Origin of the sequence: Stutzerimonas stutzeri, from assembly GCF_002909485.1 — a bacterium.
In the GTDB taxonomy this organism is placed as follows: Bacteria; Pseudomonadota; Gammaproteobacteria; order Pseudomonadales; family Pseudomonadaceae; genus Stutzerimonas; species Stutzerimonas stutzeri_AH.
In genome coordinates this window covers 187,238-214,131 of record NZ_PPXG01000003.1, presented here as the reverse complement: position 1 = coordinate 214,131, position 26,894 = coordinate 187,238, and the positions used below count along the sequence as shown (strand labels likewise).

General features: G+C 63.5%; 12 protein-coding genes and 1 tRNA gene. 9 read left to right on the top strand and 4 right to left on the bottom strand.

Going from position 1 to position 26,894, the window contains the following annotated elements:
• The first annotated feature begins 12 nt into the window (after window positions 1-12).
• Entirely contained in the window at window positions 13-1,797 is a 1,785-nt protein-coding gene (locus CXK91_RS08395; RefSeq protein WP_103455709.1) for a GspE/PulE family protein, read from the top strand.
• 170 nt (window positions 1,798-1,967) lie between these two features.
• Here CXK91_RS08395 and CXK91_RS08390 read toward each other — a convergent pair whose 3' ends face one another.
• On the bottom strand, window positions 1,968-2,681 hold the full coding sequence (locus CXK91_RS08390; RefSeq protein WP_103455708.1) for a murein L,D-transpeptidase catalytic domain family protein: 714 nt from the start codon (window positions 2,679-2,681) through the stop codon (window positions 1,968-1,970).
• A gap of 229 nt (window positions 2,682-2,910) precedes the next feature.
• Here CXK91_RS08390 and CXK91_RS08385 point away from each other — a divergent pair, with 229 nt between their 5' ends.
• The 4 genes from CXK91_RS08385 (at window position 2,911) to CXK91_RS08370 (ending at window position 10,241) form a co-directional block, all read left to right on the top strand.
• A complete protein-coding gene (locus CXK91_RS08385) occupies window positions 2,911-4,497 on the top strand; it encodes a L,D-transpeptidase family protein (protein WP_103455707.1) in 1,587 nt (528 codons plus the stop codon).
• Between the two features lie 189 nt (window positions 4,498-4,686).
• Window positions 4,687-9,396 (top strand): PAS domain S-box protein, encoded by a 4,710-nt coding sequence (locus tag CXK91_RS08380; protein ID WP_103455706.1) that lies wholly within the window; start codon window positions 4,687-4,689, stop codon window positions 9,394-9,396.
• Window positions 9,397-9,463: 67 nt separating this feature from the next.
• A complete protein-coding gene (locus CXK91_RS08375) occupies window positions 9,464-9,772 on the top strand; it encodes a DUF2388 domain-containing protein (RefSeq protein ID WP_103455705.1) in 309 nt (102 codons plus the stop codon).
• Between the two features lie 43 nt (window positions 9,773-9,815).
• Window positions 9,816-10,241, top strand: coding sequence for an OsmC family protein (locus CXK91_RS08370; RefSeq protein WP_103455704.1), 426 nt, complete (start codon window positions 9,816-9,818; stop codon window positions 10,239-10,241).
• Window positions 10,242-10,329: 88 nt separating this feature from the next.
• On the opposite strand, the gene CXK91_RS08365 is transcribed toward CXK91_RS08370, so the two are convergent.
• A complete protein-coding gene (locus CXK91_RS08365) occupies window positions 10,330-11,433 on the bottom strand; it encodes a TRAP transporter substrate-binding protein (RefSeq protein WP_103455703.1) in 1,104 nt (367 codons plus the stop codon).
• A 287-nt stretch (window positions 11,434-11,720) separates the two neighbouring features.
• On the opposite strand from CXK91_RS08365, the gene CXK91_RS08360 reads away from it, so the two are divergent.
• The 4 genes from CXK91_RS08360 to CXK91_RS08345 all read left to right on the top strand — a co-directional run bounded on the left by CXK91_RS08360 (window position 11,721) and on the right by CXK91_RS08345 (window position 15,104).
• Complete coding sequence (locus CXK91_RS08360; RefSeq protein WP_103455702.1) at window positions 11,721-12,266, top strand: TRAP transporter small permease subunit; 546 nt, start codon at window positions 11,721-11,723, stop codon at window positions 12,264-12,266.
• Window positions 12,259-13,635: a TRAP transporter large permease gene (locus tag CXK91_RS08355; protein ID WP_103455701.1), complete on the top strand. Its 1,377-nt coding sequence runs from the start codon at window positions 12,259-12,261 to the stop codon at window positions 13,633-13,635. Before CXK91_RS08360 ends, CXK91_RS08355 begins: the two co-directional genes overlap by 8 nt.
• Window positions 13,636-13,726: 91 nt before the next feature.
• Window positions 13,727-14,929, top strand: coding sequence for a methyltransferase (locus tag CXK91_RS08350; protein ID WP_103455700.1), 1,203 nt, complete (start codon window positions 13,727-13,729; stop codon window positions 14,927-14,929).
• Between the two features lie 99 nt (window positions 14,930-15,028).
• Window positions 15,029-15,104: transfer RNA gene (locus CXK91_RS08345), tRNA-Thr, on the top strand.
• Window positions 15,105-15,205: 101 nt separating this feature from the next.
• On the opposite strand, the gene CXK91_RS08340 is transcribed toward CXK91_RS08345, so the two are convergent.
• Together CXK91_RS08340 and CXK91_RS08335 are read right to left on the bottom strand one after the other, a co-directional pair.
• Window positions 15,206-19,411, bottom strand: a complete 4,206-nt coding sequence (locus tag CXK91_RS08340) for an OmpA family protein (RefSeq protein ID WP_103455699.1) — start codon at window positions 19,409-19,411, stop codon at window positions 15,206-15,208.
• Window positions 19,408-26,673, bottom strand: coding sequence for an SdrD B-like domain-containing protein (locus CXK91_RS08335; protein WP_146048125.1), 7,266 nt, complete (start codon window positions 26,671-26,673; stop codon window positions 19,408-19,410). Before CXK91_RS08335 ends, CXK91_RS08340 begins: the two co-directional genes overlap by 4 nt.
• Window positions 26,674-26,894 lie beyond the last annotated feature (221 nt).

Sequence of the window (26,894 nt, the reverse complement as noted above, 5' to 3'; positions counted from 1 at the left end):
CGAAGGAATCCCATGTCCGTGCTGAACTCGCCCCCCCAGGACCGCCCTCTCGATCTCAACGATCTGCTGCGCGAGCTGGTCGCCCAAGGGCGGGTCGCTCAGGACAGCGCCGAACAATGCTTGACGGTACGCCGCAGTGCGGTGGCCAGCCAGCAGCACCCGCTGGAATTCCTCGCCGCGCAACAGCTCGATGATCTGCTGCGCCCCGGCAAGAAGCTCGACCTGGAAACACTGACCGTCTGGCTGGCTGAGCGCGCCGGCCAGCCTTACCTGCGCATCGATCCGTTGAAGATCGACGTGGCCGCGGTCACTCCGTTGATGTCCTACGCCTTTGCCCAGCGCCACAGCATCCTCGCCGTGGCGGTGGACAGCAGCGCCGTCACCATCGCCAGCAGCCAGCCCTTCATGCATGGCTGGGAAGCCAATCTGACCCACGTACTGAAGCGACCGATCAAGCGCGTGGTGGCCAACCCGGCCGACATCCAGCGCTTCACCGTGGAGTTCTATCGCCTGGCCAAGTCGGTCAGCGGCGCCAGCGGCACCGACCAGAAGATCAGCGGCATCGGCAACTTCGAGCAATTGCTCAACCTCGGCGCCAGCGACCAGGAGCCGGACGCCAACGACTCGCACATCGTCAACATCGTCGACTGGCTGTTCCAGTACGCCTTTCAGCAGCGCGCCAGCGATATCCACATAGAACCCCGGCGCGAACAGGGCACCGTGCGCTTTCGCATCGATGGCGTGCTGCACAACGTCTATCAATTCCCGCCGCAGGTGACGATGGCAGTGGTCAGCCGCTTGAAATCCCTGGGCCGGATGAACGTCGCCGAGAAGCGCAAGCCGCAGGACGGCCGGGTCAAGACCAAGACTCCGGAAGGCGGCGAAGTGGAGCTGCGCCTGTCGACGCTACCTACCGCCTTCGGCGAGAAGATGGTGATGCGCATCTTCGACCCCGAGGTGCTGCTCAAGGGCTTCGACCAGTTGGGCTTCTCCGCCGACGACCTGCGGCGCTGGCAGAGCATGACCAGCCAACCCAACGGCATCATCCTTGTCACCGGGCCGACCGGCTCGGGCAAGACCACCACGCTTTACACCACTCTCAAGCAGCTGGCGACGCCGGAAGTGAACGTCTGCACCATCGAGGACCCGATCGAGATGATCGAGGGGGCCTTCAACCAGATGCAGGTGCAGCACAACATCGAGCTGACCTTCGCCAGTGGCGTGCGCGCACTGATGCGGCAGGACCCGGACATCATCATGATTGGCGAGATCCGCGATCTGGAAACCGCCGAGATGGCCATCCAGGCGGCGCTGACCGGTCACCTGGTGCTCTCCACCCTGCACACCAACGACGCCCCCAGTGCCATTACCCGATTGCTGGAGCTCGGCGTGCCGCACTACCTGCTCAAGGCCACACTGCTCGGTGTCATGGCCCAGCGTCTGGTGCGCACACTGTGCCCGCACTGCAAGGCGCCGATGCAGCTGGACGTCGATGACTGGACGGCACTGACCCGACCATGGAATGCCCCGCTGCCAACCACCGCGCAGCAGGCTGTGGGCTGCCTGGAATGCCGCGATACAGGCTTCCGCGGTCGTGCCGGGGTGTACGAGATCATGCTGCTGAACGACGCGATCAAACCACTGATCACCGCCGATACCGATATCGTCGCCCTGCGCCGCCAGGCCTTCAAGGACGGTATGCGCAGCCTGCGCCTCTCAGGCGCGCAGAAAATCGCCGCCGGACTGACAACGATGGAAGAAGTGCTGCGGGTGACGCCGCAGAGCGAGCAGAAATAGCCGAAGGCTCAAGGCGTTTGTAGGGGTGGATGTCGCTTTTTACATCCACCACAACTCCGTCCGGGGGATCGGTGAAGCGTGGTCCACCCTACGCCAGCTCGCGCCGCGCCAGCGTCAGTGCCCGCAGTTGCGCGGATGACGCCGGCCCTTGCGACGGGCTGAGCGCTGAATCAGCCGCCCGAGCGTGCCGCGAGAATGGTCGCCACTTGATTGGGCTTGCAGTTGAGGTAGGCAGAAGACTGCAGCCATTGCTGATCGGGATACCAAGAGAACATGAACTGGCCGCCCTTGAGGCTATCGACCACCATACGCGCCACCTCCGGCCGGACCGCCGGGCAGCCCTGACTGCGACCGATTCGGCCCTGAGTGGCGATCCAGGAAGGATTCACGTACGCCGCCGGGTGAATGACGATTGCGCGCTCGCGGGCGCGATCATTGATGCCTGGCTCCAGCCCGTCCATCCGCAGTGAATAGCCATGTTTGCCGCTGTAGCTTTCGGCCGTGCGGAACAGGCCGATGCTGGACTGATGGCTGCCGACCGTATTGGAGAACTGGGTGGCGTGGTTGTCGCCAGACTTCTGCCCATGAGCAACCAGGTCTTCGAGCAGCAGCTGCTCTTTTTCCAGATCGAAAATCCATAGCCGACGCTCGCTGGAAGGCAGCGAGAAATCGATCACTGCTAGCCGCTGAGCCGCACTGGCTCCGTTATTGACTGCGCATTGCATGGCCGCAACGGCATGGGTCAGCACCGTTCGGTCCAGCTTGGGCGCCAACTGGGCCAGGCTGTCGACCATCGGTTGATAGGTTGCGCTAGCCGCCAAGACAGGCGACGCAAGGACGGAAAGACCCACCGCCAGGCAGGTGCGTCGAAGCATGGAAAGCATGAGCAAGTAACCTCATCAGGCACGCCCCCCGAGACTTCCTGTCTGGCTCGCACCTTATACTCGCCACTGATCACAACAGCGGCGCAACAAAGCCGGGCGGAGCGAATGAGCCCCAATTGCCCAGCACGATATGTTTTTATGGCCTCGAAACGATTGCCGGCAGACGCCTTGCACCTTGAGGCTACAGGCGCGCAGTCTAGCAGTCACCGCAACGGCCTGGAGCGAAACGTTGTTCAAAAAATGTGCATTCCGTCTTGCCGTCTGCTTGTGCCTGATACCAGGTGCTGCGCTCGCGGAGCCGCTACAGGCTCTGCCAACGCCGCTCGAAAGCGCGCTGGAAACCCTTCCGCAGAGCTGCCCATCGATGCTGCAAGGGCTAAAACCGGAGGCGCTGAAGCGGCTGACTGAGTTCTATCAGGCAACACACCATCAGCCCGTGTGGCACTCCTACGCCCAGCTCGAAAGCCTGTTTCAACAACTCGCGCTGCTGGCCGATGATGGTCTGGACCCAGCGCATTATCAGCCAGAGCGGATACGCGAGCAGCTTTACCAGGTCTCGGCTACCCCCCTACATCGCGAATGCGGCGACATTCTGACCAGCCATAGCTATCTCGAGGCGCTTCACCACCTGGCCCGCGGGCGCCTGCGACAGGCTGACGTGGAGCCGATCTGGCGCAGTCCGGAGGCGCCTGAGCGCGATGATGCTCAACAGCTTCTGCAGATCGCGGTGCAGGGCGTCGCCGACCTGCCAACTGCATTCGACCGCGCCCGCCCGGCCCATGCGCTGTACCGCGATCTGCGTGCGGCATACGCCGCGTTGCGCCAGGCGCCAAAGCCCGCCTGGCGGCCGTTGCCGGCTGGCCCAACGCTGCGAGCAGGAATGAGCGATGAGCGAGTGCCCCTGCTACGAGAACTGTTGCTGGCCGGTGCCGGCAGTACGCCCCTGATGGATCTGCGCTACGACGACGAACTGATCGAGGCGGTGAAGGGCTTCCAGCTTCAGCACGGCCTGGAAGACGACGGCATCGTTGGCGCCGGGACCCTGGCCGCCCTCAACGTCAGCCCGGCCAGCCGCCTCGACCAACTACGCATCAACCTCGAGCGCATGCGCTGGATCACTCGTGACCTTGAGCCGCAGTCGTTACTGGTGGACATCGCCGGAGCGCGGCTGATCTATATGCGCGACAGCTGCCCATTCTGGCAGACACGCACTCAGGTCGGCCGCGAAGCGCGCCAGACACCGCCACTGAAATCACAGATCACCCGGCTGACGCTGAATCCAACATGGACCGTACCGCCGACGATCCTGCAGCAGGACAAGCTGCCGCTGATCCGCCAGGACATCAGCTATCTGGCCCGTCACCAGATGCGCGTGATCGACGCCCAGGGCAACAGCCTTGACCCGCACCAGGTAGACTGGAACAACCCCCGCGGCATCATGCTGCGCCAGGATGCCGGCCCGTCCAATCCGCTCGGACAGGTCGCGATCCGCTTCGCCAACCCCTTCTCGGTCTACCTGCACGACACACCAAGCAAGCCACTGTTCAACCGCGCCGCGCGCGCCCTCAGCTCAGGTTGCGTACGCGTAGAGGCAGCGCTGCAGCTGGTGGATCTGCTGCTTGCCGAGGGGGACCGGGAAGCCGTCGCGACACTGCTGCAGACTGGTAAAACCCATGAGTACCGCCTCACGCGGCCTACGCCGATCCTGATCGCCTACTGGACAGCGGACACCGACGACAACGGCTGGCCGCGTTATCACCCCGACATCTACAAGCGTGATGCTGCGCTGCTCCGAGCGCTAAACACCGCCGGTTAAGGGATGCGCCGAGCACCAACCGCAGCGCTCCGGGCCTCCGTTCGTCGGGAGATTCGCCGCCTGCTGCCTGAACCAAGCGGGCTCGGCGTAGTCTTTTGCTGACCATTCGACATCGACCTTCGCTGCCGAGTGTTTAACTCATAAACCCGTCTGAATTACTCAGTGCCATGGATAGCCGAGCAGGACATTTTGAACGCCGAATACAGCGCCCCCGCAGCGACCTGGAACGAAGCTGACCGGCTGACCGCATTGGCTCGCTATGCCGCGCTCGACGCCTCGTGCGAAGCGGATCTGGATGAGCTCGCCGCCATGGCAGCGGATCTCTGCGGCTGCCCAGCAGCGGCAATCCACTTCATCGACGCCGCATATCAGTACTGCGCGGCTGCATTCGCGGTCGACCGACAGCGCATCGCGCGCGAACGCTCACCATCGGCCCAAGCGATCCTGCAAACTGCAGCGCTGGTCGAGCAGCGCACCGCCCAATCCGCAGACCAGCTGGAAATGCCACGGCTTGCCGATGGTGAGATGGCCAGCTTCTATGCCGCTGCAATATTGCGCGCCCCCCAGGGACAGCCGCTGGGCACATTGTGCGTATTCGACCACCAACCGCGCGAACTGACACCGCAACAGGTGACCCGGCTACAGGCAGTGGCGCGACAGGTCATGGCCCGGCTGGAACTGCGTCGACTGCGCGTCGAGGAAGAACGCAGCCGCCAGATGATCGAGAGCGCCCAGGACTACGCCATCCTGGCTACTGACCTGCAGGGCCTTATCACCAACTGGAACAGCGGCGCGCAACGGCTGCTGGGCTGGTCCGCCGAGGAAGCGATCGGCCAGCATGTCGCCTGTATCTTCACCGAGGAAGATTTAGCGCGAAATGCCGACGAACACGAGATGCGCACGGCGCTGGAACAGGGCAGAGCCATCGACGAGCGCTGGCATCAACGCAAGGATGGCTCACGCTTCTGGGCCAGCGGCGTACTCACACCGCTGCTCGACGGCGGCGAAGTACATGGCTTCGTCAAAATCCTGCGCGACCTTACCGAGGCCCGCTTGCAGCAGGCCGCCGCCCGCGAAATCGAGGAGCGCTACCGCACCCTGATCGACCTCAGCCCCCAGGTGGTCTGGCAATGCAATGCCGAGGGCGAGCTGAGTTTCTGCAACAGCTACTGGTGCGAATTCACCGGCCTTAGCGCGCAAGCATCACGCGGCAACGGCTGGCTTGCGGCAATCGCCGCGGCTGATCGCCAATCCATCGCCGAACAGTGGCGCCAGGCCATGCGCCGGGAGCTGCCGTGCAGGCTGGAGTTGCCGTTGCGCGACGTGGACGGCAGTCCACGCTGGTTCCAGGCCAGTGCCGCGCCCATCTACGATACCGATGGGCGACTTCTGCATTGGGTATGCGTCGCTCAGGACATCGACAGCCGCCGACGCTCGGAAATGAAGCGCCTGGAGAGCGAAGCCTTTACCCGTTTGCTGCTCGACTCGGCCAATGAGGGTTTCTACTCTATCGACCGCACCGGGGCAGTCACCCTGTGTAACGATGCCTTTCTCAACATGCTGGGCTTCGGTAGTCGCGAGGAAGTGCTCGGCAGGCAGCTGCACCATACGATTCACCACAGCCACCCGGACGGCAGCCCTTATCCGGTACATGATTGCCCGATTCAGCACACCGCGCTCACTGGCGAACCGCGTCATGTCGAGCACGAACTGTTCTTTCGTGCCGACGGCAGCAGCCTGCCTGTGGAGTACCGCGTAGCGCCTATCTATCGTGACGGCGAACTGCAGGGTGCGATCTGCACCTTCAGCGATATCAGCGAGCGTACCCAGCACCAGGCGCTGCAGGCGTTTCTGCTGGAGCTGAGCGACTGCCTGCAGGCAAACAGTGAACGGGTAGAAATCTGCTGCTTGCTCGACCAGCGACTGGCACAGTTGCTGCGCTGCGATTACATCGCCTCGGCCTGCCTGGAGGATGAGGCGCTGGTGGTACGTCAGGAATGGCTGGGGCCTGACGTGCCCAGCTGCCTAGGCCGCCACAACCTGAGCCAAGGCAAGTCCGTGCTCCTCGAACAGCTGCGGCGCGACGGCGTCATGCTGCTCAATGGAGACGATCCGCAAAGCAGCACGCTACGCCAGTGCCTGGCCAGCACCACGCTGCTGATGGCCGAGCTGCCGGGTGTCGAGTCCGATATGCCGAACACGGCGCTATTGTTTTCTCGTAGCCGGACGCAACCCTGGAGCATGGACGACATCGCCCTGGTACGTGAGGTTCTTGAGCGCCTCCGCGGCGCTGCCGAGCGCACCCGGGCGAGCAAGGCCCTGCGCGAGGCGGAGCAGCGCATCAGTCTGGCCAACGAAATCGCCTCGATCGGCGTCTGGGAGTATCGCGACAGCCAGCACTCGTTGCACTGGGATACCCAGCTCAAGGCCATGGCAGGGATAGCGCCGGATCAGCCAGGACTGGACGTGCATGAAATCCTCGCACGGGTGCATCCGGACGATCGCAGCACGCTGATCAAGGCACTGGGTGACACCCTAGCCGGCAAAGGCGACGGCGAGTTCCAGTTCGACTATCGGATCTTCGATACCCGCATCGGCGAGTTCGTCTGGCTGGCAAATCGCGGCCGCCGGCTGCTCGACCCCAGCGGAGAGCTACGCATCCTCGGCACCGCGCGCAACATTACCGCGGAGCGCAATGCTGCCGAGCGCATGCTGCGCATGAACGAGATGCTCGAAGAGCAGATCAAGGACCGCCAGCAGGCCGAGCAGCGCCAGACCGCGCTGATCGAACTGGGCGATCTGCTTCGCGAGCAGCACGACAGCCAGACCATCGCACATGCCGCAGTCAGCGTGATTGGCCGCACGATCGGCATATCCCGCGTGCTGTTCGCGAGCATCGACGCTTCCAGCCAGAGCGCCACCATCGAGCGCTATTGGAGCGATGGCAGTTCCGACAGCAGTACCGAAGTGGTGCATTTCGCAGATTACGGCGACTTCTTCTACGATCTGCAAGAGAACGAACTGGTCGTCATAGAGGACGTGCTGCACGACGCCCGCACCGCCAGCCACGCCGATAACTTCGCCGAAGGCCAGATCCGCAGCATCGTTTGCGTCCCGTTGTTCGAGCAAGGGCGCATTTCCGCCGTGATGATGCTGCTTGAGAGCCAGCCGCGGGCCTGGCTCGACGAAGACATTTCCTTCATTCGTGAAGTTGCCGACCGTGCCTGGACCGCCGATGAGCGTATGCGCGCCGAACGTGCTCTGCGCGAAAGCGAAGAGCAGTTCCGCACGCTGGCCGACAACATGAGCCAATTCGCCTGGATGGCGGACCCTGCGGGCCGCATCTACTGGTACAACAAACGCTGGTATGACTACACCGGCACCACGGGCGAGGCCATGCGCGCACTGGGCTGGCGGGCGGTAAATCACCCCGAGCACCACGAGCGGGTCAGCGCCTCGATGAAACGCGCCTTCGCAATCGGCTCGATCTGGGAAGAAACCTTCCCGCTACGCGGTAAAGACGGCAAGTACCGCTGGTTCCTCTCGCGCGCACTGCCGATTCGCGATGATTTCGGCCAGGTCACCCACTGGTTCGGAACCAATACCGACGTAACCGCCCAGGTCGCAGCCGAAGAAGCGCTGCGGGAGCTCAACGACAATCTTGAGCGCCGCGTCGCCGAGCGTACCCGTGAACTGGCGGCAATCAACAGCCGGTTGCATATCGAGATGGCCGAACGCGAACGCGCCGAGGAAGCGCTGCGTCACGCACAGAAGATGGAGGCCATCGGCCAACTCACCGGCGGCCTGGCCCACGACTTCAACAACATGCTGACCGGCGTGCTCGGCGCGCTCGACCTGATCCAGCGCCGGCTTGCCAGCGGCAGCACTGGCGACCTCGACCGCTATATCGATGCCGCCACGACATCAGCCAACCGCGCCGCCGCGCTGACTCATCGTCTGCTGGCATTTGCCCGCCGCCAGTCCCTGGACCCCAAACCAGTGGACGTGAACCAGTTGGTGGTGTCTATGGAGGACATGCTGCGCCGTACCATGGGCGAGCACATTCAGCTGGAGGTCGAACTGCAAGCCGATACCTGGCTTGCTTACACCGATGGCCATCAACTGGAAAACGCCCTGCTCAATCTGGTGATCAACGCCCGGGACGCCATGGCCGATGGCGGCCGACTCGGCGTGACCACGCGCAATCTTCGCGTTGAGCAACCCCAGCCGGACTCACCCGAACCAGGCGATTACGTGGTGCTCAGCGTCACCGATAATGGTGCTGGCATGTCGGCACAAACCATCGCCAAGGCCTTCGATCCGTTCTTCACCACCAAGCCAATCGGCCAGGGCACTGGCCTGGGTCTGTCGATGGTCTACGGTTTCGCCAAGCAGACCGGCGGCCACGTGCGCATCGACAGCAAGCTAGGCGTAGGTACTCAGGTCATTCTCTATCTGCCGCGCAACCAGGCTCTGGACGACGTGCAGTCGGCGCCAGAGCAAAGCGCTGAAGCACCCAGCGCCTTGAACGGCGAGACAGTGCTGGTGGTGGAAGATGAAGCGGCCGTGCGCATGCTGGTGGTGGAGGTCCTGCAGGAATTGGGTTATCAGGTCCTGGAGGCCTTCGATGCTGACAGCGCGCTGCCTTATCTGCATGGCGACCGGCGCATCGATCTGCTGGTAAGCGATTTCGGCCTGCCGGGGCTCAATGGACGGCAACTGGTGGAAAGCGCAAGAGGGCACCGTCCTGACCTAAAGGTACTCTTCATCACCGGCTACGTTCCTGACGAGGAAATGCGCAATGACTTCCTCGGTCCAGGCATGGACCTCCTCGCCAAGCCTTTCAGCATCGACATGCTGGCTGCACGCATCCGTCGACTGATAGACGAACGGGGCTGAGCGGCAGCCGGAACTCTCACGCCTGCACCGCACTCTGAAAAGTACGACAGCAAGGAGGTTTCCGCTCATGCGCAAGATATTGTTCGCAGCGTTCTCACTGGCCCTGGCGCCCCTTGGCAGTGCCATGGCAGACGGTCTGGTACGTGACATCCTGTCTTCCGGCGCGACCACCGCGTCGACCTACCTGACCTTCAAGGACAACAAACTGGTGATCCCGGCGCGAGAAGACGCAGGCAGCTTCGTCGCCAGCGACGGTGCGATCCGCGGTCCTTATCTGGAAGCAATGCTGCAGCAAGTGCGCAGCGAGCAGCCACACCTGCAAGCCTCCGACATGGAGCTGGCCAGCGCGATCCTGGCAGCCGAACAGCCTCGCTGAGCCGCGCGGCCAAACCACCCACCCGTATCCACGAGGTCAATTCATGAAGAAGAGCGCTTCCGCCGCCTGGCAAGGCGGCCTGAAAGACGGCAAAGGCACCATCACTACCGAAAGCGGCGCCCTGAAGGACAACCCTTACGGCTTCAATACCCGCTTCGAAGACACTCCAGGTACCAACCCGGAAGAATTGATCGGTGCAGCCCATGCCGGTTGCTTCTCAATGGCGCTGTCGATGATGCTTGGCCAGGCCGGACTCACTGCTGAACGTATCGATACCCGCGCCGAAGTTACCCTCGACAAGGATGGCGAAGGCTTCAGCATCACCGCGGTCGAGCTCACCCTCAAGGCACGAATTCCGGGCGCAGACGACGCCCAGTTCCAGCAGATCGCCAATCAGGCGAAGGAAGGCTGCCCGGTGTCCAAGGTTCTCAATGCCCGCATCAGCCTGAACGCTACGCTGGAAGGCTGAGCCGCCGGAACAGCTGGTCAGGCTGTTGCACCCGCGCAAAAAAAACGCCACGCCGTTGCCGGAGTGGCGTTTTTTTACGAAGCGGATATCAGCCGCGAATGTTGTAGATATCCTTCTCGTTCAGCTCGGCATATTCGTATAGCCGGTTGAGATAGGCACTTTGCTGCTCCCACACCTTGGATGCCACCGGATCTGCCTTGGCGGAGGCGTCGACCACCTCGGCGGCTACTTCCTTCAGACGCGCAAGGACTTCGTCCGGCAGGCGGCGTACCTCAACACCCTGCTCACGCAGCTGCTCCATCGCTTCCATATTCTTGGCGTTGTAGTCATCGAGCATGTCGCCGTTTACATCACGAGCGGCAGCACGAACGATGGCCTTCAGATCGTCCGGCAGCGTATCCCAGGCCTTGAGGTTTACGTCGAGTTCGAAGGTGACGTTCGGCTCCTGCCAACCCGGGGTGTAGTAGTACTTGGACGCCTTGTGCAGGCCCAGCGCCAGGTCGTTGTACGGCCCGATCCACTCGGTGGCATCGATGGCCCCGGTCTGCAGCGCAGTGAAGATTTCGCCGGCCGGCATGTTCACCACGGTCCCGCCCATCTTGGTCAGCACTTCGCCGCCCAGACCGGGGGTACGCATCTTCAGGCCCTTGAAGTCATCGACCGAGTTGATTTCCTTGTTGAACCAGCCAGCGGTCTGCACGCCGGTAGCGCCACAAGCCATCGGCAGTACGCCGTAGGGTTTGTAGACCTCCTCCCACAGCTGCATGCCGCCGCCACGATGCAGCCAGGCATTCATTTCCTGAGCGTTCGGACCGAACGGCAAAGCGCAGAAGAACTGGGCGGCCGGGACCTTACCTTTCCAATAGTAAGGCGCGCCATGGCCCATTTCGGCCGTGCCACGCGAGACCGCATCGAAAACCTCCAAGGCCGGAACCAGCTCGCCGGCGGCATAGACCTTGATCTTCAGCCGGCCACCGCTCATCTCGTTGACCAGGTTGGCGAAACGCTCGGCACCGACGCCGACGCCAGGGAAGTTTTTCGGCCAGGAGGTGACCATCTTCCAGTTGAATGTCTGCTGCTCGGCCTGCTTGCTTTCGCCGGCTACCGGCTTGTCGCTCTTGTCATTGCAGCCAGCGAGTGCAGTGGCCGCCAGGCCTACGCCAGCGGCGGTGAGAATTTCACGACGTTTCATGTGGTTACTCCTTGTTATTTGTTCTTATTTTGCGCAACGGCATGGCCACGCTTGCCAGGCCGCAACGCCTTTCTCCATATGAGTTCATGGCCAAGCTGGTTGCGGACTCATGCGGCGAAGCCTGTGCCGAAAATGCGGACACCATTTCGGGCTCGACTAACATTAGAGCCTCTGGCGTCTCAAGCCTAGCGCATACGCTAAAAGTCGTAGGCCGATTGCTGCAAAGCGCCAGTACTGCAAGAATCGCCGTCTCCCGCCAACCCTTGCGTCTACAAGAAGGACTAAAAATGTCCCAGAGCCCACCGCCCCTGCTGCGTGTGGCCGGCCTAATCGATGCGTGCAACATGCGCCTCGGCCAGCTATGTGCCTGGATCACCCTGTTTCTCGTCATCGGTACCACCGTCGTGGTCGTGCTTCGCTACGGTTTCGGCATCGGCGCCATCGCTTTGCAAGAGGCAGTCATGTACGGCCACGCGCTGGTGTTCATGGGGGCCGCCGCCTGGACCCTGCAGCGCAACGGCCATGTCCGCGTCGATATCTTCTATCAGAAGTTCAGCGGTCGCCGGCAGGCGACCGTCGATGGCGTGGGCCACCTGCTGTTCCTCCTGCCGGTTTGCCTGTTTCTCGGCTGGAACAGCTGGGATTACGTCAGCAACTCCTGGTCGACACTCGAAGGCTCAAACGAATCCGGCGGACTGAAGTTCGTTTATCTGCAGAAGAGCATCATCCTGCTGCTGGTTGGCAGCCTTGCGCTTCAGGCGCTTTCGGACCTGATCAAGATGGGTTATCGCATCGCCGGCCGCCTCCCAGAGACGGAGGTGAAGCATGGCTGAGTTCATGGCTATCCTGCTGTTCATCAGCATCTGCTTCGCTCTGATGTCTGGCTACCCGGTCGCCTTTACGCTGGGCGGCATGGCGTTGCTTTTCGCCGGCATCGGCGTCGTCACCGGCTCCTTCGATGTCGGCTACCTACATGCACTGCCGAACCGCATCTTCGGCATCATGAACAACCAGACGATGCTGGCCGTGCCACTGTTCGTTTTCATGGGTGTAATGCTGGAGAAATCCCGCGTCGCCGAAGACCTTCTGGAGTCGATGTCGCGACTGTTCGGCACCATGCGCGGCGGGCTCGCCATCTCGGTCTGCGTCGTCGGTGCATTGCTCGCTGCCAGTACCGGTATCGTCGGCGCCACCGTAGTCACCATGGGTCTGTTGGCGCTGCCAACAATGCTACGCCGCGGCTACGATCCAGCCATTGCTACCGGCACGCTTGCCGCCACCGGCACGCTCGGGCAGATCATCCCGCCTTCGATCATCCTGGTTCTGCTCGGCGACGTGATGTCCAGCGCCTTCCAGCAGGCGCAGCTGAAGCTGGGCATCTTCTCGCCGAAAACCGTTTCGGTCGGCGACCTGTTCGTCGGCGCGCTGATTCCGGGCCTTCTGCTGGTCGGCATGTACATCGTCTACCTGATCGCCGTGGCGATCTTCCAGCCGAAGAAGTTGCCCGCTTTGCCACAGGAAGAACTGGGCCCGATCGAGTGGGGCAAGCTGATCGGCTCTCTGCTGCCGCCGCTGCTGCTGATAACCGCGGTGCTCGGCTCGATTCTGGCCGGGTACGCCACGCCTACCGAGGCAGCCGCGATCGGCGCGCTCGGTGCGACGCTGCTCTCGATCGCCAAGGGACAGCTGAACTTCACCCAGCTCAAGCAGGTGGCGTTCGGTACCACCGAGATCACCTCGATGGTGTTCCTGATCCTCATTGGCGCGTCGCTGTTCTCGCTGGTGTTCCGTGGCTTCGGCGGTGAGGTGCTGATCGAAGATGCCCTGCATTCGCTGCCGGGGGGCGTGCTAGGCGCGTTCCTGGTGGTGATGCTGGTCATCTTCCTGCTGGGCTTCATCCTCGATTTCATCGAGATCATCTTCGTCGTGGTGCCCATCGTTGGCCCGATCCTGCTGGCCATGGGTCTGGACCCGGTGTGGCTCGGGGTGATGTTCGCCATCAACCTACAAACGTCTTTCCTCACGCCGCCCTTCGGCTTCTCGCTGTTCTACCTGCGCGGTGTCACGCCGCGAAGCGTACCGACCAGCGTGATGTACAAGGGTGTGCTGCCGTTCATCGCGATCCAGATCGGCATGCTGGTCGTGGCCTACATGTGGCCTGGAATCGTCACCTGGCTGCCGGAGCAGGTCTACGGCAAGTAACTGAGCCCGCAACGCCCGTTTCGACGGGCGTTGTGCTTACTGCAGTGCCATCCCGCTACAATCGGCACCCGCCTGCACGCCCGGCCCGCCGATGACTGCCTCTCCTTCTCTGCTCGAACGCTTCCAGGCACTCGACCGTTTCCTAAGCGAGCACCAAGCTCTCTGGCGCCCACGCCCCTTCGTCTGCCGGACCCTGCCCTGGGAAAACGCCCACCCGGAACTCGCCGCCTGGCTCCGCGCTCGCTCGCTGGACGACGCTGAAGCTGCGCATAATCAGCCAGCCGCCCTGCCAGCCCCCGCACCCTTCCCGCAGTTGGCCGCCATGGCCAACCAACTGAGCCAGATCGACGAGTTGCCAGCCAACGACTTGCCGTGCGCTGACCACCGACAGAACGTCGACGTTCCGGGGCGAAAGTCATTGCAGATCCAGGCATTCGGCGCACGTCTGCAGTTTCGCGAAACACCTCTCCACTGGCTGGACTGGTGCGCCGGCAAAGGTCATCTCGGCCGATACCTGGCCAGAAGCGGTGCAGCGTTGACTTGCCTGGAATGGGACGACGCGCTGGTAGAAGCTGGGGCACAGCTGAGCAAACGACAGGGCATCGGCGCGAACCACCAATGCCAGGATGTACTGGCTGCCAGCGCTGCCGATCAGCTACACGCCACCCACACCCCGATCGCCCTGCATGCCTGCGGTGACCTGCACGTTCGGCTGCTGCACCTGGCCATCGCCAAACAGTGCCGCCAACTCGCCGTGGCACCCTGCTGCTACAACCGCACCGCCGACGAGCGCTACACCCCGTTGTCACAGGCAGCCAGGGCATCGTCTTTGCAGCTCAGCCGCGACGATCTGGGCCTGCCGCTGAGCGAAACCGTCACCGCCGGCGCTCGCGAGCGACGCAACCGCGACCAATCCATGGCCTGGCGCCTGGGCTTCGATACGCTGCAACGCCGCCTGCGCCAGCAGGATGATTACCTGCCGACACCCTCGCTGCCCAGCGCCTGGCTGAAGAAAGACTTCCCCGACTATTGCCGCGACCTCGCGGCACTCAAGCAGCTACCTGAGCCAGGCAAAGAAGATTGGGCGGCACTGGAACGAACCGGCTGGCAGCGCCTCGCCGAAGTGCGCAACCTGGAGCTGGTGCGCAGCCTTTTCCGCCGCCCGCTCGAGTTATGGCTGCTGCTTGACCGTGCCTTGCTGCTCGAAGAACAGGGCTATCACGTCCGCCTTGGCACCTTCTGCCCGCGCGAACTGACCCCGCGAAACCTGCTGCTGCTTGCCGAACGCGGCTGACTTCGCAAAAAGTGACGCGGCGTGAACAAGCAACTGCAAGTCACCGTAATCAAACGGTTTACTCGCCGCGCGCAATGGATATAATGGCGACCCTCAAATGCCGGTATAGCTCAGCTGGTAGAGCAACTGACTTGTAATCAGTAGGTCCCGGGTTCGACTCCTGGTGCCGGCACCACGATTTAAAGGCCCGCAGAAATGCGGGCCTTTTTCGTTTCTGTTACTTACTGGCTCGGATACCAAGCCCGCAACATCGCGGGCTTGGCGTACTTCAGTTACTCAGTACTTTCCGATTGCGTTGAAGAACCAGCCCTGGCTGCGGAAGGACATGTCGGTCAGGTCATCGCTGAAGTCGCTGAAGTTGTAGCCGACCCCCGCCTTGAAGTGGTTGCCGAAGTGCCGGTAGGCACCGACCAGCATGCCAGTGCGACTGTCCTTCGCCGCGAACTCGTCACGGCGCCGGACTTCGGCCATCAGGTCCCACTTCTTCACCACGTGCCAGTCCACCCGGGCCGCCATCAACTGACCGCGGCTGTCGAACCAGTCGGCCGAGGTATCACGACTCATGCGTAGCTCGCTGAGGCGATAGGCGTACTTGCCGCCGACGCTCCAGCGCTCGCTCAGGTCGTAGATGCCATCCACCGCGAACACGTGGCTGCGCTGCGCGTAGTCGACGTTTCTACCGGTGGCCGTAGATACCTGATCCGGCGGAGGGAGGTCTGCCAGGTAGGTATATTTCGTCAGCAGGTTGAGCTTGTCGTTGAGTACGGGCCGGTAGGCATAGCCGAGCGAGGCTTCAACGAAGTCGCCATCGAAGTAGTCGCCGCGGTCGGAATCGCCCACTGAGAAGTCCAGCTTGCCGATGAAGCGCCAGTCCGGGTTGACCTTGTAACTGATGTTGTTGCGCATCAGCCACACGCTCAAGTCCTGTACCGCGCTGCTGTCCTCGCGATATTCCAGTCGGCTGGCATAGCGCAGCTCGCTATTGCTGTAGCCGACCTTGCCACCGATGGCGCGGCGCTTGAGCGCGTAATCGGTTTCCTCATTGAAGGTCCCGAATTCCGCGGTCACACCGTAGCTCCAATGGTCATCCGGTGCGAAGTCCAGGCCGTAGCCCTGAATCAGGCCAGCCTGATCGCCATGCTGCAGGCGTTGCTCGGCATAGACGCTGGTGCTGTCGGTCCAACGCGACCTGGCGCCAGAGACGAACTGGCCAGTTCGGCCGCCCCCTCCCAGCCCGCTGCGGCTGCTGAAACCGTCGTCGCTGCGATCCGAGTCCAGCTCGTAGCTGAGGTAGACATTGGTGCGGTCGGAGGCGTCATAGCCGACGCCAGCCTTGGCGCCGAGGCCGAGGTTGCCGCCGGAGAGCTCGCCGTTCAGCGAGGTGCGCTCGTTGAGGCGATAGTCACCGCCGACGCCCAGTCGATTATTGGCCTGACGGCTGCCATCACGATTGACCGTGCCTTGGCCGAAGCCATACACCGACCAGTCCTTCTCGGCGTGATAGAGCGCCTGGAACAGCGCGTCGGTGCGCTCACCTTCGTCGTAGTTGCCGTCGTCGTAGCCAGCATAGGTGCCGATGTAACGGTTGCTATAGGCGCTGCCGTAGGTCTGCCGGTCGTTGCGTAGGCCGGCAGAGAGGCGCCAGACATCGCTCAGGTCATGGGCGATGCCGCCTTCCACGGCGCGCCGCGAGCGACCACCATCTTCCTCGGTCTGGTCGGCCTTGAAGATGGCCTCGGTTTTTTCGCCCAGAGGAGCCGTATAACTGCCGCCGACCTGATCGCTGGCAAGCTCCGACAGGCGACCCGGCGCGGAGAAGCCGGCGTCGCGGCTCTCGTAGTAGAAGGTGCCGCGACCCTCGGAGTCCTCGACCAGGTCCTTGAGGTCAAACGCCGTCTCGATACGATTGGCTCTGGCGCGGCTATCGGTGCCAGCCAACTCCTCGCCGAAGCCGAAGCCACCGTCGAAAGAGAAGCGCTGATTGAGGCTGTCGCCCTCGCTCTGCGCCGACTCAAGCTTCAGCCAGGTACCGTCGCTGTGGCGCAGCAGCAAGTCGCCGCCGCCCAGAGTCTGGTCTTGGCGGCCGGTCTGTTCCTGCATGCTGCCGGTGACACCAACACGCACCTTGTCATTGACCCAATAGGCCGCGCGACCGCCGTAGGCGAGGTCGTCGAGGCGTTCCAGCCCCGGCGAGTATTCATAGCCGACGACAAGATAGGCCGGGTTGCCCGACAGGCTGCCGCCGGAGCGGATCAGTGTGCTGCCATCGGCGCTGGCCGACAGAGGCTGGGTGAGGATCACCCGGCCCTGCAGCGAGTTGATCTCGTAGTCGATGCCGGCGACCAGGTCTTGGCTGTGCAGTACCAGTCCAGAATCCTTGTCGCGAACCTCGATACGCACCCGCTCACTGCCTTCGCTGATGTCCTGATGGCGAAGGTAATAGAGCGAACCACCGGTACCGCGGAAATCCTCGCGCGCCGAAGCGGTGCCCGGCTCGGCGGCGAAGCCCTCGACCTGCAGGCGGCGCTCGCCAAACGCGGTGAACGCGTCGTCACGGTAGCGTGCCTGGGCACCGTACAGGCTGCGGTCGATCTGGGTTAGCTCAGTCTCGCGGATCTGCGCACGGAAGTTACCCCACATGGCGTGGGACTTTTCGTCCTCGACCTTGGCGTAGAACTTGCCGCGCGTTGGGGCGTCCTCGACCAGAGTCGAGTCATCACCGAAGGTCGCCCAGCCCTTGTCCGAGTGGCTCATGCGCCTGAGGAACTCGCGCGGGTCTTTGTCGTTGAAGTTGCTGAACAGGCTCTCCGCCGGTTCTTCACCGGTATCAACGCTGGCGGTGACGGTGTACTTGTCGTCGATCTTGCCCTTGCTGTAGAAGGCCAGGCGGCCGTCCGCGTAGAGCTTGTCGTCGTAGTAGCGATCTTCCTGGGTAACCAGGCGCGCCGGGCCGCTGGTGTTCTGCTGGCCAACGGTGAAGTCGGCGATGGCCACGGTGAACCAGTCGTTCTGCGGCAGTCGCAGGTCGCGCCGATAGATACGGCCCTTACCCTCATCGTCGAGCACTGCCACTTCCACAGTATGCAGGCCGCGCGGAATGATCTGCGCGCTGGCGAAGGTGCCGCTGCCGTCGACCGGCACCGGCCGGCCCATGACGAACACGTGCTGGTCGTCCTTCACCTGCTTGCCATTGATGGTCACGGTACCGCCCGCCACCGGAATGTTGTGTCGCTGCAGGCGATTGCCGCCATAGCCGGCGAGCAGGTCGGCGGCGACATCTTCCGGCGATTCTGCCGGTAGTTCACCACGTGCAACATTGAGCAGCTGCACACTGGTCTCGTCGAAGCGGCCTTGCTCGTCATACACGCGCAGCTGATAGTAGATGCGCTCGGGCGTGTCTGCCGGCGGCGTCCAGTTGCCGTTGAGCTGCTCGTCGAGCTCGACGGTTTCCAGCAGCTGCGGCTCGCCGAACAGGCGACGCTTGCCGAGGATGCGCACCTCGGCGCGCTTGATCCAGTGCAGGTAGTTGCTGTAACCGCTGAAGGTCTGCGGCTCGCCGATACGCGCTACCCGTGCCCCCGAGACTAGGTTCAGGCGCGGCTGCGCCGACAGATTGTCAAAGCGCACCTGCAACAGATCCTGCGCAAGGGCCACGTCGACGCAGCGCTGGTTGTCGGCGCTGCCGGCAATGCCATCGGCGCCCTGCGGCTGACCATCGACGCTGATGCGGAACGGCGAGACGCTCTCTCCGGCGATGCTCCCCGCCGCGCAGGCCTGCGGTTTGACCGGCGTGCTTACAACGGACTCGTCATACCAGATTTCCACCTCTACGCGACGATTGAGCGCCCATGCCTGGGGGCTGTCACCCTGCATCAGCGGCTCGCTCGGCCCACGGCTGTCCAACATGATCTGTTCCGGCGCCAGATGCAGGCGCTGGCGGAAGATCTCGCCGACTTCGCGGGCGCGCTCCAGACCCAGGCCCTGATTGTCGCCATAGATGGGTTGGGTACGCGCAGACAGGCGCTGCGGATCGGTGTGCCCGATCAGGCGCAGGCGCAGGTTGCGCTTACCGGCCAGGCGCTCGACCAGTTTGGCCAGCGCGTCGCTATCCTGCATCGGCACCGCCGAACGTCCCGAGGCGAAACGCACCACCGGAAGCCCGTCTTTAAGAACCACCGAGCTGATCTGCTCATCACCCAGTTCAACCAGCTGCTCACGTACGCCAAGGGCGCCGTCGATCTCCCAGAGAATCAGCCGCTCACTCGGCAGTTCACGCTCGGCGTTCGCCGGCAATGCCGGCAAGCCACCCGGAGTAAAGGGACGGCGCTGCAGCAGCGACTCGTCTTTCATCGCCCCACGTGGCCCTTGCAGCCCACAACCCTTGCCCACTTCACATTGCTCCGCGGCGTGCGTCACAGCGACGGCCAACGGGTTCAGCGCCAGTGCGGCGACGCCACAAACCATCAAATTACGCATGCTCATCGGATCACCTCCACGCTGTCAGTCGCCGGTACGATTTCTTCCTCCAGTTGCAGGTCGTAACAGCAGTCGTGGGGCTCCCAATGCTCCTTTATCCAGTCCTTCACATACGCAACCCGGGCGCGGGCATCGCTGATCTTGCCTTCCACCGGCATGCGGTAAGCGATGCGCAGAATCGACGGCTCGGCATAGAGCAGCTTCAGGACTTCTTCCAGGCGTGATTGGTACTGCGCGGTCAGCTGGTTGCCAGTCCCAAAGGCATCGCTGTTCAGGTCCAGACGCACCACACGATGGATGCTCGCACCGAAGTTGGCCTTGACCAGGCGACCCTGGGTCATGCGCACCACACGCGGGTTCTCGGTAATGATCCGGTAGCCGCTTGGCAGGCTGCGCTCGTCGACCTTGACGATGAAGTTGCTGCCACGCAGCTCGCTTGGCACATCGGCACAGGCGATGTGATAGCGACCGTATTCATCAGTCGTTACCAGCCAGCCCTTGGGCGTGGCAACGCGCACACCGGGAATGCCGGGCTCACCTTCGTCCTGGTAGCCGTTGCGGTTCTGGTCATCGAAGACCTTGCCAATCAGGTCCGAGCAATCGAAGGTCGGGTCGGCGACAACCCGCACGCTGGCGGTGGCGACGTTCGACACCCGCGCAGCGGCAGCAAGATTCAGCGCCCAGGTCTGGTTGATGTACTCGTTGAAGCCAACGCCAGAGCCCACCACCAGCAGCAGCTTGATCCTTACCGACTGGCCGCCATTGAGGGTGCGTTCAGGCCAGCGCAGACGCCGACCCTCGACCAGCGGCTCGACCGGCACGCCGTCGATCTGAGCCGAGTTCTTGATGTACTTGAAGCCCGGCGGCATCTGGTCCTCGATGGCGATGCCCGTCAGCGTGGTGGACAGCGTGTTGCGCGCGGTCAGCACATAGGGCACCAGTTCGCCGCGGGTCACGTTGACCTTGGCGGTGTTCTTGGTCATCACAATGGCGCCGCCGAGGATAGGATCAAGCGGGATGTGGTTGTTGACCACGTCCGCCGAGCCGGAACCAAGAACGAAGCTGAAGTAGTACTGAGTAGTGCCGTTGTTGGCGCCGAGCCCTGCGGAACTGGCCGGGCAGGTAGCGGCGTCGTGCAGGGTCACCGCTTCCGCTGGTGCCTGGTTGCTGGTCTGCACCAGCGCAGGATCGGGAATCGCCCCGACCTGCAGGGTATTGGCGCACACCGGAATCAGCGCTGACGGCCCTTGCAGGTAACCGCTGGGAGCGGTGACCATCAGTGTGTAGGTACCGGCAGGCGCGCTGGACAACAGCAGGAACTGATACAGGCCATCGGCAGCGGTGATCTGCTGCAGCGAACCGCCCAGCACTTGAGCAGCCGTGAAGCCGGCCGGACCGCTGATGCTGACCACTGCACCGCGCACTGGCTGCCGGCTGATGGCGTCATATACCACCCCGGCGGGGTCGATCGGCAGACTCTGCTCGACGACATTGCGGCCCGCGGTGATGGTGATGTTACTCAGGGTGCCGTCGCGGTTGTCAGCACCAGCCGGGTTGCCCGGGCCGGCAGTGCCCGGCGTGTGCGCCAGCCCCTGCTCGTTGGGTACTGGCCGGCCGAACAGCGTGCCGGTTTCCGGATGGCGGAAGCGCACTTCGTAGCCGCTGCCCGGCGTCAGGTTACTGAAGGCATAGGCGCCATTAGCGTCGGACTGAGTCGTGGCGACCACTGCACCGCCCTGCACCAGTTCGACGGTCCAACCCGCCAGGCGCGTCTCGCCTGGGTCCAAAACTCGGTCGTGGCTGGTATCGATCCAGACCGTGCCCGACAGACCGGGAATACTAACCTCGGCGAACCAGTTGTCGACCGAGAGCATGGTGCTGGTCAGGTCGATGCTGCTGATGCGGCTCGGACCTTCACTGACCACGCCACTGGCGCTGCCTGCAGTGGTCGAGCCATTGAGCAGCCCGCTGGGTTGATTGGGCTGCAGCAAGTCATAGATGCCAGGCGGCAGACCGATGAAGCTGAAGGTGCCGTCGCTTGCGGTCACGGTGCTCAGACTGACCGGGTTGCCGTTGATGTCCTGGCCAATCAGCTCCACCGTTTCGCCGCCCAGGCCGCCATCACCGCTGCTCGGAGCACCATCGGTGTCGCGATCATGGAAGATGCGTCCATAGATGATTCGGCCGCTGACGATCTCGGCGAAATTGTTCTCTTCCGAGATGTAGCCCGAGGTCAGTGTGATGCCGCTGATCGCGCTGGGCACGGTGCCTGCCGCGGTCACGCCTGGCGCTGCACCGGCGCTATTGCCGGCCACGGTCAGGCCATTGGCGGTTCCGGCCGGCTGTGTCGGCTCGGTGACCGTATAGGTGCCGGGCTGCAGGCCGCTGAAGCGATAGTTACCGCTGGCGTCGGTGTTGGTGGTCGCGTTGACCGGGCGGTTCTGCCAGTCAGTACCGCTTAGGTTGATCACTACACCAGCCAGGCCGCTGTCGCTGCCCTGACGGATACCGTCGTTGTTCTGGTCGATGAAGACCGCGCCGCTGATGCTGGCCGGTGCAACTTCGGGGAAGTCGTTGCGCTGCGATCCGCTGACTTCACCGCTCGCGCCGTCGCCATTGAGGACGATGCCCTCGATCTGGCTGCTGGTTTCGCTGGCGTTGCCGGCAGAGCCCGGTGTACCGCTGCTACCGTTGGCCGGGGTAATGTTGCCGGCTACCGGCAGCGCGTTGAGCGTTCCCGCAGGCTGGGTTGCCTGGCAGACCGAGTAGGTGCCCGTCGGAAGGCCGGCGAACAGGTAGTTGCCCGCCGCATCGGTATTGATCGGATTGAGCAGGCCATTGATGCCGGTGACCGGCGTGCCGCTGGCACAACTGGTGCCGCTACGCAGCTCGATCGGAACCCCGCTCAGCGGCGTGTCGGAACCGGCCTGGAAGACGCCGTCCTGGTTGTTGTCCAGGTACACGCGCCCGGAGATGTAACCCTGGGTACTGACGGTCAGCGGTGCGTAGGCCGGCTCGGGGTTGTCGCCCAGATCGGTACGCAGTGCGCCGGCCGGGATCACGTTAGTGTGCTCACCGGCAGTATTCGCGGTGACATCCACCTCGATGGTGCAGCCACCTGCCGGCACTACAGTGCCGCTGGTCAGGCGCACGAAGGTCGCTGCTGCGCTGGCGGTGATGTTAGCCGCCGGGCAGGTGCCGCCCAGGTTCGGTACTGCCGCAACGCGTACTTGGCCCGGCGCATCCGGTAGATTGTCGGTGAGCGCCGCAGTCAGAGTGATGGCTGCAGCATTCGGATTGTTGATATAGATGGTCAGCCGCGAGATGCCGTTTTGCGCGATCACCGCCGGGGCAAACTGCTTGCTGACCGTAGGCGGACTGGAGATCACCAGCCGGGCGCGGGTCGGTTCGCTGTTGCTGACGCCCTCGAAGCTGGTCACGCCGCCGGCAGGGATGGTGTTGGTGTAGCTGCCGGCGACGTTGCTCAGCACGGCGACGCTGACCACGCAGTTGCCGTTGGCCGCCAGGCTGCCGCCGGCCAGGCGTACCGAGATCGCCGAAGGCGTGGCAGTGACGCTGCCGCCACAGCTGTTGGCGATCGCCGGCACCGGCGCTACCACCAGGCCGCTGGGCAGGCTGTCGAGATAGCCAAGGCCGCTAAGCGGCGCGTTGTTCGGGTTGTCCAGGCGGATGCTCAGGGTGTAGGCCGTACCGGCGTTGCCAGTGGCGGTACCGGTGGTGAAGCCGACCGGATTGCCCGCATCCAGCGTGCGGGTGGCAATCGCCTTATGCACGATGATCGGCGCCTTGACCCGCAGGATGTCGCTGGTCGGTTCGTTGTTGCTGATTGGGCTGCCGCCGGTGGTGGCACTGATGCTACCGGCCGGAATGACGTTGAGGTAATCGCCCTGGGTCGACGAGAGCACGTCGACTTCCACATAGCAGCTGGCCGGCGCATTGCTGCTGCCCGCGGCGATGTTGCCGCCGCTGATGCTGACCTGGCCTGCAGCGCTGCTGACAGTGCCCTGGCAGGTGGTCAGGGCGTTGGCCGGACTGGCACTGACCAGCCCTGCCGGATAGCTGTCGGTCAGCGTCAGATCGTCGATCGGTTGCGAGGTCGGGTTGTAGAAGGTGATGCGCAGGCGCGAGCGCTCGTTTGGCGCCACCACACCAGGGGTGAACTGCTTGGTCACGCCGAGGCCGGTGCTGGTCTGCAGGCTGGTGGATGGAGAGGACGTATTACTCACGCCCTGGTCAGTAGTAATCGCGCCAACCGGGACTGTGGCAATCACGGTCCCGGTGGTCGCCATGGTCACGTCGACGGTCACCGAGCAGGTCTCACCGACGGCCAGACTGACCCCACCCAGGCTGAACGAGGTGGAATTCGGCGCGGCACTGACCACTCCGCCACTGCAGTTGGTCACCGCATTGGGCACGCTGGCGATGCGTTCACCAGTGAGGGTGCCGCCCGCCAGACCGGTGTCGGTAAAGAAGTTGCCCAGGCTGAGGTTCGTCAGGTCCAGACCACCGCCGTTGAACAGCGTCAGCGTCAGCTGCGTCACCGCACCCGGCGCCGCTACGCTGGCGCTGGCGTGGTTGACGCCAACCGTGACGGCCCCGCCGCTGCCGTTCTGCAGGGTCGCACCGAAGGGGGCGACGTTCTGCACACCGCCTGCGGCCGTCAATTGGCCCGGCGCAATGCTGTTGATCCAGTTGCCGCCGCCAGTGGCGGTGACATCGAACAGCAGCGCACAGCTGCTGTTGCCGGCGAGCTGCGCACCGCTGAGGCTAACCAGCGAAGTGCCAGGCGCGGCGGCAATCACCGGCGAGCCGGCGCACGTCGAATAGGCATTGGCCGGGCTGGCCACGGTCATGCCGGCCGGCAGGTTGTCGCTGATCGCTACACCGTTCAGCACGCCCGCCTGGCTGTTGCTCAGGGTCAGGGTGACGGTCGAGCGGCCGCCGGGCTGGATGCGGTTCGGGGTGAAGGACTTGCTGCCGCTCAGCGCCGAAAGGAAGTTGATGGTCGCCACAACCTCGGGACTGGTCAACGTGTCGGTGCTGTTGTCGGCGAAGGTCTGGGTGGCGCTGGCGGCCACACGGTTGTCGTATTGGCCAGCAGCCCCGGTAACGTTTACTCGCAGACGGCAGCGTCCCGCAGCATCCAGACCACCGCCGGCACGCGCCGGTACACTGGCGCCGCTGAGGACCACCTGATTGCTGCCGGGCACCGCAGTGATGGTGCCGCCGCACGTGCTGGATGCGTTGTTCGGCGAGGCCACCAGCATCGGCGTGCCGTTGCTTCCCAGCGGCAGGTTGTCGGTAAGGCTGACGCTGGTGAGCGGCTGGGCGGACAGGTTGACCAGCTCAATGGTCATGGTCGCTGCCGTTCCCTCGGGCTTGGAGCTGGCGTCGAAGCTTTTCTCCACTGTCAGCACGCTGCTGCTGACGCTGAACGAAGCGTCGGTGGAGACGTGGTTGCAGATATTGCCGGGGGTGCAGACGCCACCGGCCGGGATCTGGTTGACGATGGCACCGGCGGGCGCGCCGGCCGGCACCATGGCCCAGAAGGTCACGCTGCAGTTCGCCGAGCCGCCATTGCTGCCGGCCGGCATGTCGAAGGTGAATACCGGCGTGCTGGCGCTGCCGCCGACGCTGAGCGCGCTGCAACCGGTGCCGCTCAATGCGGGCGCCGGCTGAGCGAGCAGAAGCATGCCGTTGGGCAGATTGTCGGTAAGCGAAACGCCGTTTTGCGGGCTGGTCGAATAGTTGCGCGTGGTCACCACGAACTGCACCGGGTTACCGGGCGCAGCGATGGCCGGGCGACTGGTCTTCTCCACCAGAAACTGGTCGACCACGTTGACCGAGGCGCTTACCCCCTGACTGACCACATCCGCCGGGCTGATGACGTTCACATCGCCGGGCGCGATGGTGTTGGTGAAGGCTTGCGGTACACCGGCCACCGCCAGATCGGCGGTGTAGGGCACGGTGATCACGCAATTGGTATTAGGGGCCAGCGTTCCGCCAGTCATCTGCAAAGTCGAGCTGCCGACGCCGCCCAGACCGGCAAGACTGGAGCCGCCGGTGCAGTTGGCGCTAGGCGCCGAGGTGATGGTCAGCAGGCCGGCGCCGTTGTCGATGACATCACTGAAGGTGCCCAGCACCATGGTGCTTAGTGGGCTGGCGTTGGTCAGGGTGATGCGCAGCGTCGCTTCCTGGCCCTTGGCTACCGTGGCGGGAACGAACGTTTTGGCCACACGCAGCGGCGCGGTGACGGTCAGGTTGGCCGAGGCATTTGCCGGCGGCACCAGGCCGCGCTGGTTGGCGAAATCGGTGGTGCGGCTGATGACGTTGTTGACCGTGGTCGAATAGGCGCTGTCGGAGCCGTCGGCCACCACCAGCACGCTCAGGGTACAGCCGCTGTTGGCGGGGACTGTTCCGCCAACAGCTCGAATCTCGGTATCGCCCGGCGCCGGCGCGAAGCTGGGCGGCGTGGCACCGCAGCTAATCTGCACATCCGGCGTCGGCGCCACCCGCAGGCCGTAGTCGCCGAGGCGGTCACGGATGCCAAACGACGGGGTATCGCCGGCACCATTGAGCGGCAGCGGCTGTGCGGCGTTGTTGGTGATGGTCATGCTCAGCCGGGTAGGCTGATCGTCCTTGACGATGCTGTTGGGCGAGAAGCTCTTGCTGATGCTCGGTACCGGCAACGTGTTGAAATTCAGCGACTGCTGCGCCGGATCGGCGTTGACCACCGGATTTCCCAAATGCATGCCGGAAACCGAACCTGCGGGGATCAGGTTGGTGCCGTTGCCGCTCAGGCTGGTGACCTGCACCACGATGTCGCAGAAGCCCGCCTCGGAGCCGCCGTTCATGGGCGGGATCACGCCACCGTTGAGAACGATGGTGTTGCTGCCCAGCGGCGCATTGATGGTGCCAGGAAAATTGCCGTTGCTCAGCGAGCCCGTCACGGTGCCCGCGCCGTCGCGACACTCGGCGAATACCAGACCGCCACCGGCGACCTGGAAGCCCGCCGGCATGGTGTCGGTAAACGTGACATTGGTGATGTCGCCGTTGGCGAAGCTGTTGGTGAGGTGAATCAGAAAGCCGTCGGTATCACCGATGAACTTCGGATCGGCAAATCCCGCTGCGCGCGTCTTGCTCACCCCCAGGTCTGCATGCGCACCCAGCGGCAGCAAAGTCAGACCTGCCCAGAGGCTCCCCACCAACACCTGCAACAGGCGCTTCCTGCGAACGTTACCTGGCACCACAACGCCTCCTGCGGTTGCAGTAAGCCTGTTGCACCCTCCTGGCTCGCTCTACCTGCTTGGTCAGCAGGTCCGCGTCACCAGCAGCGTTGTCCATGCACATGCCTTCTGCGGCGATCCGTGCCTGGACGACAGACCTACTGACGTCAAAGAAAGGGCGGCAGATTGCGGATGTAACGAAATAGCGACAAGACGGGCAGGCGGGAACCAGGGTTGCAAAA

Excerpts from the sequence above, each read along its gene's own strand:
- CXK91_RS08370 (WP_103455704.1), top strand. The coding sequence starts at position 9,816 with ATGAAGAAGAGCGCTTCCGCCGCCTGGCAAGGCGGCCTGAAAGACGGC.
- CXK91_RS08360 (WP_103455702.1), top strand. The coding sequence starts at position 11,721 with ATGTCCCAGAGCCCACCGCCCCTGCTGCGTGTGGCCGGCCTAATCGAT.
- CXK91_RS08395 (WP_103455709.1), top strand. The coding sequence starts at position 13 with ATGTCCGTGCTGAACTCGCCCCCCCAGGACCGCCCTCTCGATCTCAAC.
- CXK91_RS08375 (WP_103455705.1), top strand. The coding sequence starts at position 9,464 with ATGCGCAAGATATTGTTCGCAGCGTTCTCACTGGCCCTGGCGCCCCTT.
- CXK91_RS08365 (WP_103455703.1), bottom strand. The coding sequence starts at position 11,433 with ATGAAACGTCGTGAAATTCTCACCGCCGCTGGCGTAGGCCTGGCGGCC.
- CXK91_RS08355 (WP_103455701.1), top strand. The coding sequence starts at position 12,259 with ATGGCTGAGTTCATGGCTATCCTGCTGTTCATCAGCATCTGCTTCGCT.
- CXK91_RS08390 (WP_103455708.1), bottom strand. The coding sequence starts at position 2,681 with ATGCTTTCCATGCTTCGACGCACCTGCCTGGCGGTGGGTCTTTCCGTC.
- CXK91_RS08340 (WP_103455699.1), bottom strand. The coding sequence starts at position 19,411 with ATGAGCATGCGTAATTTGATGGTTTGTGGCGTCGCCGCACTGGCGCTG.
- CXK91_RS08350 (WP_103455700.1), top strand. The coding sequence starts at position 13,727 with ATGACTGCCTCTCCTTCTCTGCTCGAACGCTTCCAGGCACTCGACCGT.